The organism is Acetobacter senegalensis (assembly GCF_001580995.1).
Taxonomy (GTDB): domain Bacteria; phylum Pseudomonadota; class Alphaproteobacteria; order Acetobacterales; family Acetobacteraceae; genus Acetobacter; species Acetobacter senegalensis.
Map to the genome: position 1 here is coordinate 16214 of NZ_LHZU01000130.1, position 14676 is coordinate 30889.

At 50.4% G+C, this 14676-nt stretch carries 9 protein-coding genes; 8 read left to right on the top strand and 1 reads right to left on the bottom strand.

Features of this window, described 5'->3' with window-relative positions; genetic code table 11:
- Nucleotides 1–276: 276 nt before the first annotated feature.
- From AD948_RS08960 to AD948_RS08980, 5 genes are all read left to right on the top strand, one after another.
- Entirely contained in the window at nt 277–2568 is a 2292-nt protein-coding gene (locus tag AD948_RS08960; protein WP_248845975.1) for a TonB-dependent receptor, read from the top strand.
- A gap of 277 nt (nt 2569–2845) precedes the next feature.
- On the top strand, nt 2846–4312 hold the full coding sequence (locus tag AD948_RS08965) for a carbohydrate porin (protein ID WP_061471546.1): 1467 nt from the start codon (nt 2846–2848) through the stop codon (nt 4310–4312).
- A 105-nt stretch (nt 4313–4417) separates the two neighbouring features.
- Nucleotides 4418–5338: a polyphosphate kinase 2 gene (ppk2, locus tag AD948_RS08970; RefSeq protein ID WP_006557193.1), complete on the top strand. Its 921-nt coding sequence runs from the start codon at nt 4418–4420 to the stop codon at nt 5336–5338.
- Between the two features lie 519 nt (nt 5339–5857).
- Complete coding sequence (locus AD948_RS08975; RefSeq protein ID WP_248845976.1) at nt 5858–7225, top strand: DUF1800 domain-containing protein; 1368 nt, start codon at nt 5858–5860, stop codon at nt 7223–7225.
- Nucleotides 7226–7229: 4 nt separating this feature from the next.
- Entirely contained in the window at nt 7230–8441 is a 1212-nt protein-coding gene (locus AD948_RS08980; RefSeq protein WP_061471547.1) for a DUF1501 domain-containing protein, read from the top strand.
- Between the two features lie 58 nt (nt 8442–8499).
- Here the strand turns inward: AD948_RS08980 and AD948_RS08985 are convergent, their stop codons facing one another.
- Nucleotides 8500–9189 carry a GntR family transcriptional regulator gene (locus tag AD948_RS08985; protein WP_237938565.1) on the bottom strand — a complete coding sequence of 230 codons (690 nt, stop codon included), beginning with the start codon at nt 9187–9189 and terminating at the stop codon, nt 8500–8502.
- A gap of 158 nt (nt 9190–9347) precedes the next feature.
- Between AD948_RS08985 and AD948_RS08990 the strand changes: the two genes are divergently transcribed.
- The 3 genes from AD948_RS08990 (at nt 9348) to AD948_RS09000 (ending at nt 14289) form a co-directional block, all read left to right on the top strand.
- Nucleotides 9348–10124: an aspartate/glutamate racemase family protein gene (locus AD948_RS08990; protein WP_156478998.1), complete on the top strand. Its 777-nt coding sequence runs from the start codon at nt 9348–9350 to the stop codon at nt 10122–10124.
- Nucleotides 10125–10263: 139 nt separating this feature from the next.
- Entirely contained in the window at nt 10264–12735 is a 2472-nt protein-coding gene (locus AD948_RS08995) for a TonB-dependent receptor (protein WP_061471550.1), read from the top strand.
- 63 nt (nt 12736–12798) lie between these two features.
- Complete coding sequence (locus AD948_RS09000) at nt 12799–14289, top strand: NCS1 family nucleobase:cation symporter-1 (protein ID WP_061471551.1); 1491 nt, start codon at nt 12799–12801, stop codon at nt 14287–14289.
- Nucleotides 14290–14676: the final 387 nt, after the last annotated feature.

The window sequence follows — 14676 nt, forward strand, 5'->3', positions numbered from 1 at the left end:
CACAAAGATATTTCCATATCCAGATGCGTCAGAGCGCCGCATTGTGCTGATTCACATCAGCGTTTTTTCTTCCCCATTTTTATAATGGCTAATGGCCCGCTCTTCTGCGTCTGCTTTTTCCTGCGCGTTTGGTCTTCTATTCGCTGGCTCTGCTATCGAAAATCTGTGTTGGCCTTCTTCTTAGGTCAAATTGATCAGAAACGTTCCATCATACACGCATGATACGTACTTACGCTTTAGAAGACCGTCAGGCCTCTGCCGTGCCGCAGGACCATCATGACCGTTTGTCTTCACCTCCCATTTTTCTTTGTTCATACAAATTGTACCGTCCGTTACAAGCTATCTATCTTTTCCACAGCCATTTTCCTTGCTGGTCTTACTCCATTCTTCGGGCATGCATTGGCAGCGGAGTTATCACCGCCGGTAGAGACAAAAAAAAGAGCCGAACAGGGTGCCCTCGCCACAAAAAAAGATCGCCCGAACCCAACAGGCGCGCCCCGCCGTCCGTCTACTGCACAGGATGTCAGGAAGGTCGCTTCCACAGACGGCGCCTCTGAAACAATTCAGGTAACGGCCTCCCGGCATGATCTGTTGGGGCGGGCTGGCACGGCGAGTGAAGGCTCCCTGACCGCACGCGAAATCCAGCTTCGGCCTGTATATCGTGTCGGTCAAATTCTGGAAGCCGTTCCCGGACTGGTGGTGACCTCCCATTCCGGTGAAGGAAAGGCGAACCAGTTCCTGTTACGGGGCTTTAATCTGGATCATGGAACAGACCTCGCAACATTTGTTGATGACATGCCAGTTAACGGTGTCAGCAATGCTCATGGTCAAGGTTATACGGATCTCAATTTTCTTATCCCAGAGGTGCTGGCAGGCGTCGATTATACAAAAGGGCCATTTCACGCCGATATTGGAGATTTTGGGGTTGCCGGTTCAGATCATATGAAACTGGCGGATGACATTCCCAGGCAGATCAGTCTGAGCGCGGGAACTCTGGGCGATTATCGTGCCTATATCGGTGGTACAACCCATTTTTCCAATACCGGCCGGTGGGTCAATGCCTTCACCCTTTCCCATTCCGACGGTCCATGGACGTATCCAGATAATGCCCGCAGCATCCGTGCTCTTTCACGGTATACCTACGGAAGCATCAAGAACGGTTTTGATCTTACCGCCATGTTCTACCGCGGCCAATGGCGAGCAACCAATGATCAGCCACTTGATGCATATCGGGAAGGATTGATTGGCCGCTATGGCTCTTTAGACCCCACGGATGGAGGTTTTTCCGAGCGTTATAGCCTTTCTGCTCATTATCATCTTGCACGGGATAACTGGAAATGGGTGACCAGCGCCTTTGCTGTGCATGATCGGCTGACATTGTGGAACAATTTTACCCATTATCTGGATGATCCTGTCAATGGAGATCAGCAACAGCAGGATGAAACACGCACAACTGTTGGGGGAAGCAGCGTTTATTCCCGTCAGGATTACGTCGGCCTGATCCGAACAGAAACACGGGTGGGTGTGCAGGGGCGATATGATTTTCTGTATGTGGATCGTCGTCACACACACCAGCGCATTACGTTGCCAAACTGCCCATCCAGTCTTGAGGCCACAGTTCCCTATTTGTGTAACGCGGACACCATCAATCTCGGGGCGGTGGGGCTATTTGTGCAAAACACCACGCATTGGCTGCCGTGGCTGCGAACAGTGGTGGGCCTTCGGGAAGACTATCAGGGCGGCACTGATAACAACCTTGTCGATAATAGTCTGACCCAAAAACATCAATGGCTGTTTCAGCCCAAAGGTAGTCTTGTCTTTGGGCCTTGGAAAAAAACAGAATTCTACCTGAGCGGAGGGCGTGGGTTTCACTCCAACGATTTCCGGTCCGTTTCAGGCTCTTATGCGTCGGACGAATTTACAAAAGGATCAGTCCACGTTCCCCTCATGACATCTGCCGTTAGTGGAGAAGTGGGTGTACGCACCACGCCTTTTTCTCATCTGCATGTTCAGGCTGCGGCCTTTATGATCGATTTTGATTCTGAACTGAGCTACGATGGTGATGCCGGTGTCACTTCTCCCGGCCCTGCCAGCCGCCGACAAGGTGTGGAATTTTCCGCCCAGTACAACCCGTTCACCTGGCTTGAATTCAATACCGATCTGTCATTTGCCAAAGCGCGTTATCGCGCAGAAAATCTTGCCAGTTACGGTATTGATGGCACCTATGTCACCAATGCACCCAGTTTTGTGTGGTCATTTGGGGTCATGGTGGACCGCGGTCCCTGGTATGGAGGCTTACAGGTGCGGTGGCTCGGTGGCTATCCCTTGGTGGAGGACAATAGTTTACGGTCCAAAGGGTATCAGGAAGTGAATATGACGCTTGGCTATCGTTTCAATAAAACCATCAAGCTGGAAGCCAGCGTGTTCAATGTTTTCAATACACGCGCTTACGCTGCGCAATATGCGTATGATTATCGTCTTACACCAACAGCAGCCATACAATCGGGTGCGACTGGCCATCCGCTTGAACCAATTTCTGCGCGTTTGGCTGTTACGGCAGATTTCTGAGCCTACGTTTTCCTGACTTCTCTCCAGCAACAAGGGAAGTTTCATGATAGTTTAATATGACATAGCTCTTTGTTTGTTCAAGATTTCCTCTCCCCAACTAATGGTAGGTGGGGATGATGGTAGGGGAGGAAGCAGAGGCAGGGATGCATAGGCACGATATGCAATCATCATTCATGGATGGTACCCTACCCGGTTTAGACTTTCTCCCCACTTCCTGCCATTCTTCTCTCGTGCATGATATTGGTTGCTGTGTATTTCATTAGGAGGTTTTGAACACGTGGGGTCATTTTGTATCCGGGCCACACGTCATGCCGTTCTAGCTCTTGTTCTCGCGGCCAGTATGAACAAGGCTGATGTGGTGTCTGCCGCAGATATACCCCTTACCACTGATATTCTGCCATCCGGTGTGCCTCTTCCAACGCCGGCCCCGGGCTTCGTGCAGCCTCCTGAAGATTCAAACACAGAACTGCTCGGAAATGCTGGCGGCGCTCGAGACTGGCTTACCCGGCAAGGGGTAAGAGTAACCATCCAGGATGTGGAGGAATTATGGGGGCTTGCTGGCGGAGGTCTTCATCCCGGACCAACATATGATGGGATGACCGCCGTTGCCGTTTCTCTGAGTACTCAACAGGCCTTCGGGTGGCAGGGAGGCCTTCTGAACGTCAGTGCGTTGCAGATCCGGGGGCGATCACTTACCAATGAACGTCTCGGTGCACTCAATGCTGTCAGTGGTTACGATGTTGGGCGTTCCACCCGCCTTTTTGAACTTTGGTATGGGCAAGGTTTTTTCAACAACCGGCTGGATATCCGGGTGGGCACTATTGATCTGGATACCGAATTTCTGGTCAGCCAGAACGCGTCCTTCTTCCTGAATTCAAGCTTCGGGTGGCCTCTTTCAACATCAAGCAATCTCTATTCCGGGGGGCCTTCCTGGCCTTTCTCTGCTGTGGGCGCTCGGGTCAAGTGGACACCTGCCCCTCCTCTGGTTCTGATGGGCGCGATTACCAATGATAATCCTACCCGTGGGCCTTTCTATAGCAACGTCAATCCCACAACGCGGGACCCAACGGGAACATTATTTTCAACAAGTGGCGGAACGCTTTTTATGGGCGAGGCTCAGCTTTGGATGGATATGGCCCGAAGACTGGCAGGAAAAGACGCTCCAGCCCTGCCCGGCACTTGGAAAATAGGCGGGCTGTATGACACCGGCCGCTTTCCTGATCAGCGATATGATAATCAAGGTAATCTGTTAGCGAGCGCCATCAGCACCGGTATTCCGCGTTATCATCATGGGAACTGGATGGCATATGCCCTCCTTGATCAGATGATCTGGCGTAAAACAAAAGAGTCCGGCAAGACAATCAATCTGTTTGTCAGAACTATTGTGAGTAACGGTCAAAGAAACCGCTTTTCGGTTGAAATACAGAGTGGCCTGACTTTTGATGAACTTCTTCCTGGGCGGCCTGATGATACAATTGGTCTTGCCTGGGGAACCAGCCTTTACGGGCATCAGGCCATTCGGAGTGCACATGATGCAGTCCGTCTGGGGACGGGTGTACCCTACCAATTAAGGCCAGAGCACCATATTGAACTGACATATCAGGCAGCGGTTACTCCTTATCTGATCCTTCAGCCCGATTTTCAATATTTTCTGAATGTGGGTGGTGTCAGCCGTGACCCTGACACGGGGCGTGCTATTCGTAATGGTGTCGTCACCGGATTGAATATGACCACAACTTTTTGAAATATATGGAAGAAACGAAGTTTCATAGAAGTTTCAAGCTTCTATCATTTCCCACCTGATAAGATGCCATATCAAAGCCACGAGAGTGTTGGTGAAGGGTAAGCAATGTCTGACGATCAGGATTTAAATCTCGCATCTGCAACCGAATGTGAGCGGGAAAAAATTCGACGCGAAATCATAGATGATCTGGATGAGGAGTTTGAACTTTCTCTGGAAGAGGAAGTCGCTGGTGGCGCCACCAGCGCTGCTGACCGAGCCTTTCGCCGTACCTACTTTCGTGAACTGATCCGCCTTCAGGGCGAACTGGTCAAACTTCAGGACTGGGTGAAAGCTACAGGCCATCGTCTGGTTGTCATTTTTGAAGGACGAGACGCTGCAGGTAAAGGCGGCGCTATCAAGCGTATTACCCAGCGCCTTAACCCGCGTATCTGCCGCGTCGCGGCCCTGCCCGCTCCTAATGACCGTGAACGGACCCAGTGGTATTTTCAGCGCTATGTGTCCCACCTGCCTGCGGCTGGTGAGATGGTTCTGTTTGACCGGAGTTGGTACAACCGCGCCGGTGTTGAGCGCGTTATGGGTTTTTGCTCGGATGACCAGTATGAAGAGTTTTTCCGGTCTGTACCGGAATTCGAGCGTATGCTGGTTCGCAGTGGCATTCAGATCGTAAAATATTGGTTTTCCATCACTGATGATGAACAGGAAACCCGGTTCCAGGCCCGAATTGAAGATCCATTGAAGCAATGGAAATTGTCCCCCATGGATCTGGAGAGCCGCCGGAGGTGGGAAAATTACACCTTGGCAAAAGAAACCATGCTTGAGCGTTCCAGCATACCGGAAGCTCCGTGGTGGGTTGTGCAGGCGGTGGACAAGAAGCGGGCTCGCCTGAACTGCATTTCTCACCTTTTGTCTTTGGTGCCATATGAAGCCGTTCAGCACCCAGACGTTGTGCTTCCTCCCCGTGTTCATCATCCCGACTACGAGCGGCAACCCACGCCAGATTCCATGATTGTTCCAGAACTTTACTAAATCAATGCAAATACTGTCGGCCAGAAAAATGCTTTGCGGCAGAAAGTAATCCATTCAGGCCGACAGACATTCACCAATAAAATCTAGATGATGGATAACCCCTCCCCTCCCTTCTTGGGGGGAGTTATCCATCACTTTTCTTTCAATTTCTTTCAAAAGTCATACCTATCAAATTCTGTCTGCCATTATGCGTCCTTTAATATCGACGGCAGAGGTACCAGCCTATCATCTCCTGTGCATTATGTAGGTAACTATGGTCGTAGTAGGCAGCGCACGCTCAAGAGCGTCTATACGCGAGTTGATCGCTTTCAGTGGGTCATGACATTAAGCCATACGCGTCTAATAAACAGCCATTTCTCCAATTTTATCAGATAGTTGGAAATAACATGTGAGATGTGGAGAGTTCATTCAGAGGCTGAATCTCTCGCCAGCATCTTTATTGCACGCGCTGTCAGCCGTTGCCTCCAAAAGGTCATTCCTCTGTCTGCAACGTAATTGACACAAAATAGCTGTAATCACGTGTCTATTAACAAGATTACCAGCAATACCTCTCCCGGCAGTTCCGAAGAAGGAGAAGATGTGGTGTCTCTTGGAACTATAAACAGATTTGGTTTGGGGGCCAGCGGTCCGGAACAGCCGCTACTTTCCATAAAGGACTGGCTCGCCAGCCAACTGCATACGACTGACAAGGCTTCATTCACTGGTGTTGGCAGTTGTGCGGACGCCCTGATCATGTTGCGCACCCAACGCACGAACAAGATGCAAGGGGATCCGCTGATCAAACCAATCTTTCAGGCTGAAGTGACAACTCAACTCAATAACGTGCTGACCTCCCAGCAGCCGTTTCGTGAGCGGTTGGCATGGTTCTGGTTCAATCATTTTACAGTCAGTCTTCGTCAGGGCAGCACACGCGGCATTGTTGGAGCTTATATGCGCGAAGCTATTCGGCCACATATTACAGGTCGGTTCGTAGATATGCTCGTGGCTGTCATGCAGCACCCTGCGATGCTCATGTATCTTGATAATGCCTCATCCATTGGTCCGTCCAGCCCGGTGGGCAAGCGTTATCATCGTGGATTGAACGAAAATCTGGCACGAGAATGTCTGGAACTGCACACTGTATCACCGGCGGCAGGATATACTCAGGCTGACGTCACCTCCTTCGCAGCTATTCTGACAGGGTGGACTGTGGACATGAAAGCTGGCCGCCCCGGTTTTGCATTCCAGCCCGGCAAGCATGAGCCAGGAGAAAAAACCGTAATGGGACAGACTTTCCCTGAAGGAGAAGTTGGCGGATTACAGGCGCTGCATTTCCTGGGAACGCACCCCGCAACGTATCGTCATATTGCAACAAAACTTGTGACGCATTTTATTTCCGATACTCCTTCTCCGCAGGATGTGAGCCATATTTCTGGGGTGTTGCATGATACGGGAGGCGATTTGACCATGGCTTCCGTGGCCCTGGCCGATCTTCCGGGGGCTCAAAGGCCTCCAGGCAAGTTTCGTTCTCCCATGGATTATGCAACAGCAGTCATGCGCGCTCTTTCGCTCCAGGATATCTCCACGCAGCCAGACGACCCGCATTCCTCGTCCCACACCCTCTTTTCTGCGTTCGCAGCTCTGGGGCAACCGCTGTGGACGGCACCTTTGCCTAATGGTTGGAGTGACCTCGCAACAGACTGGGCTGCTCCGGCCGATATGCTGGCGCGCACGGACTGGGCGTGGCGTATGGCAGCACATGTCCGATCAGAAGATCCAATGGACATTGCTCACGCAACGCTGGGCCCTGCGCTCCGTCAATCAACGGTTACGGCCATGCGTCAGGCGGGGGCTCGGCAGGATGCCTTGACACTGCTGTTTTCCTCCCCTGAATTTCAGAGGCGTTAACATCATGAAAATCCACCGTCGCACCGCGCTGCTAGGGGTGGCTGCCAGTTGGACACTTGGTAGCACTTCATTGGCTTTAGCCGGACAGACTGCCAACCTGAACGACCCGAGATTTATTGTTATTATTCTTCGCGGGGCACTGGACGGCATGGCTGCTGTAACGCCTTATGGAGACCCTTATCTCGCTTCCCATCGTAGCCCTTTGCTTCTTCCTGAACCCGGACAGGAACATGGGATGTTTGATCTGGGAGGATTTTATGGACTGCATCCTGCTTTGGCCGGAATGCACGAGCTCTATACCCAAGGCCAGCTTCTTCCCATCCATGCGGTAGCAGGACATTACCGCAGTCGTTCTCATTTTGAAGCGCAGGATTACCTTGAAAGTGGTGCTGACGAACGAATGGCGAGCGGATGGCTTAACCGCGCTGTCATGGCTCTCTCACACTCCCAAACAAGTGGGCCGGACGGTTACGGCTTGGCAATGGGTCTGACGGTTCCCCTCCTTCTGCGTGGGAAAGCCCGGGTTGGAAGTTATGCTCCAGCAGGAAGCCATCACCCGGATGCAGACCTGTACAATCAGATTGCTGCTCTCAATGCAAATGACCCCCTAACAGGCCCCGCACTCCGAAGTGCCCTGAAAGCACGTGGGTTTTCTGAGGTTGTGGTAGGAACACGCTCGCATCAACCCCAGGCGGGCAAAGGGCCAAAACGCGACACATTTACAACACTTGCCACAGCAGCGGGACAGATGATGGCAAACCAGAAAGGCCCTCGCATCGCTGCGCTGGAAATTGGAGGGTGGGATACACACGCCGGACAGGTTGGTCGACTTAACGGTCCGTTGGGGCAACTGGATAGAGGAATTGTTGCCCTTCGTGATAGTCTTGGCGCCGCCTGGAATCATACAGCGGTGCTTGCCATGACGGAGTTTGGCCGTACTGTTCGTATGAACGGAACAGGTGGTACCGATCATGGGACAGGAACAATCGCCTTTGTTGCGGGAGGTTCGGTAGCAGGAGGACGTATCGGCGGCACATGGCCGGGTCTGAAACCGTCACAACTCTTTGAGAACCGGGATCTTGCTCCTACAACAGATCTTCGTGCGGTGGCGGCAGGTCTCCTCTGCGAGCATATGAGGCTACCTGAACACCAGCTCGCCCAAATATTTCCGGGTGAACTCCCAACCCCGCTTTCGGGTCTTACCCGCGTAACATAGCTCCCTACCGCGACCTGATCATTTGCTTGCGTCGTTCAATTTTGGGCTCAAGATCAGTCTAACGCCGCAAAATTAACCCTAGTGACATAGTGGGGGGAGCTGGAGCTGAAAAATCCAGATTTTGTTCAATTTCCAGCAAATGCCTTGACATTAACCGGGCAGCTTCGGGCCATGTCCGCGCATTTACGGCAGCCAATAACAAATCATGATCGGCTTTCAGACAACATGTGGCCTGCTGACGTTCGTAAATGGCTATGATCAGAGATGTCCGCAAAATTAATTCTGAAATGATATCGGCAATCACGGTGTTACCCAGGCCACGTGCCAATTCCAGATGAAACCGACCGGACCAACGGATCATTGCAACAGAATCATGGGCCGCGTGCGCGCGATGTTCTTCCTCAATGACCTGTTGCAAGAGCTCCCTTTTCTCTTCCGTCAAGGGTTGGCAGGGGCGCTCCATGACGCCAACCTCAATCATTCGACGCGCAGCCAAGACTTCTCGGGCTTCCACGGCGTCTGGTGACGCTACAAATGCACCGCGTGACGGTTGAATAACCACAATACGTTCCCGCGCAAGCGCCAGTAGCACGCGACGGATACGCCCGCGAGACGACGCAAAAATCTCGGCCAACTGCTCTTCAGGCAATCGGCTTCCCGGCCCCAGCCTCCGCTCAAGAATAGCGTCACGTAGCGCCTGTGCCACAACGCTTTCTTCAGGAACCAACCCTTCTTCCTGCAACGTCACCCCACTCCCTAACATAATTCTCTTTCTCCCCAGTTTATAACCTCCCCCCTAAACGCGTGCGGGTCAGTTTGCATTGTCAACGATAATTGTTAACAATGATTCGTCTTTTGCCTTCCGATTCATTTCTTCTTCCCGGGCGAGAAAGTTCCGGCCTTCCAATGACCAGATCAGAAACGGACCCCATGCGGCATCTTCTTATTCTTAATCCCAATACCGATACAAGCCTTACGCAAAAACTGGCCGTCCGCGCACGGGCGCTGCTTCCCGGCAACACCTCTATCAGCAGCACAACAGCTTGTCTGGGCGCTTCCTATATCGCTTGTCGCGCTTCTCTGGCTATTGCGGCGCATGCCACACTTGATGCTTTTGCTCGTGAATATGAAAGAAATCCTGCCCTTGCCCAACCCGATACAACAGTGCTGATTGCCTGTTTCGGCGATCCTGGTCTTGCTGCCCTACAGGAGATTACCCAGTGTTCTGTTACAGGTATGGCGCATGCCTCTCTCCAGTCCTGCCGTAACAAAGGCGGTCGCACGGGCATTATTACAGGTGGAGATGCCTGGAAGCCGTTAATAGAAGAACTTGTCGCTACCACAAATTTTGGTCCCACCATAGCAGGCATCCGGACACTGCCTGAAAGCGGTGAACATGCCTCAAAATCCTTGGAGAAGACTGTTCAGGCTCTTCAGGAAAACGCTCTTGATCTTATCCACCACGATCATGCCGATCACATTCTTGTGGCCGGCGCTGGTCTTGCCGGATTGGACAAAGTTCTTTCTTCCCGCATACCAGTGCCAGTTTACTGCTCATTTGCTGAGAGCATCGCATATATTGCGGCATCGTCCTTTGGGCACAAGGTCACAAAACAGGCTCCCCTGACAACAACAGGTCTTTCTGTTCCGCTGTCTCAATTTCTCCAGGGTCCCATCATCTAAGAGAAAAATTGTTAACATTGTTTGTTGACATATTTCGTCAACACTGTTCATTCTGTTAACGCAATATATGGAGTCCGGAACAACTTCCGGTGTTCATTTCTCCCACTCGCGCTTACCCCGCGCCGCAAGGATTTCCCGGATGCGTCGGCTCTTCCCCCGAAACAACACATTCCATGCGACCCTTCTGGCCAGCATCATGCTCTCTCCCATAGCCGAAAAATTTCTCTCGCCGCCCCTTACTGCAAAAGCCGCCACTACGCGCACTCCCCGCCACTCTTCTGCTGTAGGCGTAAGGGCTTCTTCCAAACCACATATGGCTGGGGCAAAATCTAGCAAACCTGTCAGAACATCACCTGAACTTATCGATGTAAGTGCTGCGGTTTCTCCTTCTGGGGTAACACGTCATGCTGCTGGCGGTGGCCTGATCCGGTTACAGACCGCTCCCAAGGCGCGTAGCACTGTCTCACAGGACTACATCGCCAAACAGGCACCTGCTCAGAACGCTTACAACTTTGCTAAGATGATGCCCGGAGTTGTCGTCGCCAACACAGATCCGGCCGGACACGAAAAATCCGCCCTTTCCATGCGGGGTCTCACGCAGGACGAAATTGCCAATACCTATAATGGTATGCCTCTTTCCAGTGTGGGCGGTTATAATCTTGATCTTGCGTGGATTGTGGATAGTGAAAATATTGGCACCGTTTCCGCCCAGCCAGGTTCATCCAACCTAGATACAGCCGCCATTAATGGGTCTGGAGGCATGTTCACACTAACCACCCGTGATCCGTCCAGGAAATTTGGCGGCCTTGTCGATTTTGGCGCTGGATCACGTGACTACACACGCCAGTTTGTTCGCATTGACACTGGTGAGTGGGGCCATTCCGGTATTCGCTCTTTTATTTCCGCCTCAAACCAGCATGATTCTTTTTATCGCGGCCCTGGTCAGGAAAGTTTTCAACATCTCGACTTTCATATTCTGAAAGAGTGGGATTCAGACAACAGAATCTCTCTTATTGGTGGTTTCATGCGCGGTCTCGCGGGGAACGAGCCCTATTGGAGCACCACCATGGCGAACTGGCACAAGCAGGGATGGGGAAACCAGCTTGCGCGATATTATAATCCCAATGAGCAGAACACGGACTATTGGAAGCAGAACTGGCTTCATTCACGCACATACAATATTCTTGCACCCTCAAAATTTAGGGTCGGAAAAGTCAGATTCGAAGTTACGCCTTACACAGCCTATAATTATAAAGTGTACGGTGCAGGAACAGATCTTGGGAACACGGTCTATTATGGTAATCAGCAAATTACCGCCATGGTTATTCCGGGGCAGTTGCCCGGTACAAATTCGGGCAATGCGGAATCTTATTCAAGCCTGAATGAAATGCGTGGCGGCGTTGTTACCAAAGCAACGCTGGATCTTGGTGCTAACCATCCCTATTTTGGTTACTGGTTTGATTATGATAACTCCACATCACTCACCGGTTATACAGGCGTTAACAGCGATGGGTCTCCCACCACGCCTTGGGGATGGTCAAGTAAAACTCTGAAAATGCCCAATGGTCAGAATTATTATACCGCAAATTATAGCGATATAACGACCACACACGCTCTTTTCGCAGGGGACACACTTAAACTATTTCATGATAAACTTGTTATAGATGGTGGTATGCGTGTCACAATGATTAATCGGAATGCGACACAGCGCCTGCCCGGCTTGCCTTACAAGATTGGTCTTAACGAACTTCAATTACTGCCGCAACTTGGCGGACACTACCAGATCAATCGTAACTGGCAGGTTTTTGCCGGAGTGGCCACCGGAGCCAAAGCCCCGCCCGATAGCTATCTGCTGACAACTCTGAATCCCAACACTGGAGCCTACGCTTCCAAAGGGAGTAATTCTGTCAAAGAAGAATATTCCATATCTGAAGAGGCAGGCGTCAGATATAACGACTCACTTTTTGTCGGATCTCTTACTTATTTCCACTATAATTTTACAAACAGGCAGATTTCAACTTACGGTTATCTTGGTAATCAGCAGATTGCGGAAAATATCAATGCTGGTGGCCAGACCAGTGATGGGGTGGATGTTGAGCTTGGCACCCGTCCCTTTTATCATTTTCGTCCTTACGTCTCCGCACAGTATCTTCACTCCGTCATCAACAATAATATTCGTGTTGGCAATGACTACCTTCCAACAAAAGGGAAAACATCCACCAATGCACCTAAATGGACGACCTCCCTTGGCATAGACTGGGATAACGGAACATTTTTCTGGAATTTCAACCTCACTTATTTTTCTCGCCAATATTCCACTTTTATGAATGACGAATATTTGCCCAAACTTGTGACTGAAAACCTGACACTTGGCGCACGCCTTAAGAAAGACACGTGGCTTGGGCGTCAGCTTTCTTTCATGAAATCTCCAGAAATTATGCTTTGGGTCAACAACCTTGCCAACGTGAAATCTTATTCTGCAATCAACAGCGTAAAACTTAATGCACATACGACACGCGGCATTTTTGGATCTGAAATCAGCGGCAGCGCTCCTACTTACAATACCCTGAGTCATTTTTATGCTATCGTAACGTTCCGTACTGGTTTCTGATGTGACGCGGGACAGTTCTGGCACAACTGTCCCGCTTTTTTTCCTGGCTGGAGAAACTTCCTGATGTCTGAGCCCGCTTCGTTTTCTCACAGCAGGCACGTTGAACTTAATGCAAGCCTTTCCAATAGCGCACTTCTCCCGACAACGGAGAGAACCTGGTCGTGGTTTGATTATCTCTCTTTCTGGATGTCTGATGTTCACAGCGTTGGTACATATGTGACACTTGGCAACCTGTTTGCCAGTGATCTACCGGGAATGGCCGTTGCCATCGGGCTTCTTGTTGGCATTCTCCTGGTGCAGATACTCTGTAATCTTGTCGCTGTTCCCAGTCAGCAAACAGGTGCGCCTTTCCCTGTTATCTGCCGTGCCTCTTTCGGGGTTAAGGGGGCTCTTATTCCGGCTTTCGTGCGCGGTGTTATCGCAGTTTGCTGGTATGGCATCCAAACGTGGTTGGCCTCAAACGCGCTCGTCGTCCTTATTCTGAAATGCGCTCCCGCTCTCTCCTCTTGGGCTGATATTGGCCAACATAGTTTGGCGGGCCTGTCTGCACTTGGCTGGCTCGCTTTTCTGGCCCTTTGGTTACTTCAGGCTGCCGTCTTCTGGCGTGGTATAGAGTCTATAAAACATTTTACTGAATGGGCCGGTCCCCTTATTTATGTTGTTATGCTTGCATTGGATTTATATCTTCTGCAACGCGTTGGCTTTATTCACGGCTTACATGCCATCGAGCAAAGCCTTAGCTTTACCAGCGTGGGGACATCCTCCCGAGGTGCTTTTTCCGCTTTCATCATGACGATAACCCTTACTATTTCTTATTTTTCGGCTCCCATGCTTAATTTTGGTGACTTCGCGCGTTACGCAAAAAATACAAAGGATATCCGGCGTGGTAATTTCTGGGGGTTGCCAGTCAATTTTCTGGCTTTTACGGCTCTTACGCTTTCCACAATCGCGTTGACTGTTCCCGCATTTGGTGTTCGGATTACAGATCCGGTTGAAACAGTTTCTAAAACTGATAATGTGACCGTTATCATTATCGCGATACTTGCTTTTATGATTGCCACGGCTGGTATTAATGTGGTGGTGAATTTTGTCTCTGCTTCTTTTGATTTTTCAAATCTTGCGCCTGAAAAAATAAGTTGGCGAGCAGCTGGGCTATTGGCTGCATTTCTCTCGATTTTTATAACGCCTTGGAATTTATACAATAGCCCCGCCGCTATGCATTTCACTTTGGATTTTCTGGCTAGTCTAATTGGCCCATTTTATGGAATTATTATAGCTGATTACTTTATTGTGAGCGACAGATCAATTTCGGTACCAGATCTATATTCTCTTTCTCCTAAAGGGCTTTATTGGTACGAAAATGGCATAAACCGCTCTACGGTTTTGACACTCTGCTTGTCAGCAAGTCTTGCCAATGCTTCCGGGTTTCTGCCTATCTTGTCAGATTTTCCTGGTATTTCATGGTTTATTGGATGCGTTGCAGCTATTCTGCTTTATCCATGGCTTAGTTCGGAAAACCCTGAGACCACCCAGAAAGCGAAATATCGTTCCTGAGCATGGGAGCGCATTCATCATCTGATCGAGAGACCATAAAGGTAATCTGGTGCAACCGCACTTCATCAGCGCTGGCATGTATAGAGCAACTCTTCCGTATGGATGTGGGCCACACACTCATTCGGCCCTACCCGGAAAACCATATCGAGGGTCCGCCCCCTTTTTTATCACCTTAAAATCTTAACTTATTGATATTGATTGCTAAAAATTCGAATAAGGTTTTCCTAACCATTGACCTCACGATGGCTGGCATTGATCAGATAATTCACGCGTTTGTTTGACCGCAATATATACTGCGTATATCATACACGCCTTGAGCGTCATGATCAGATCAAACGAATTATGAGTTTCTTTTTTCTGGTCAGCCTAAAACGTGGAACAATATGT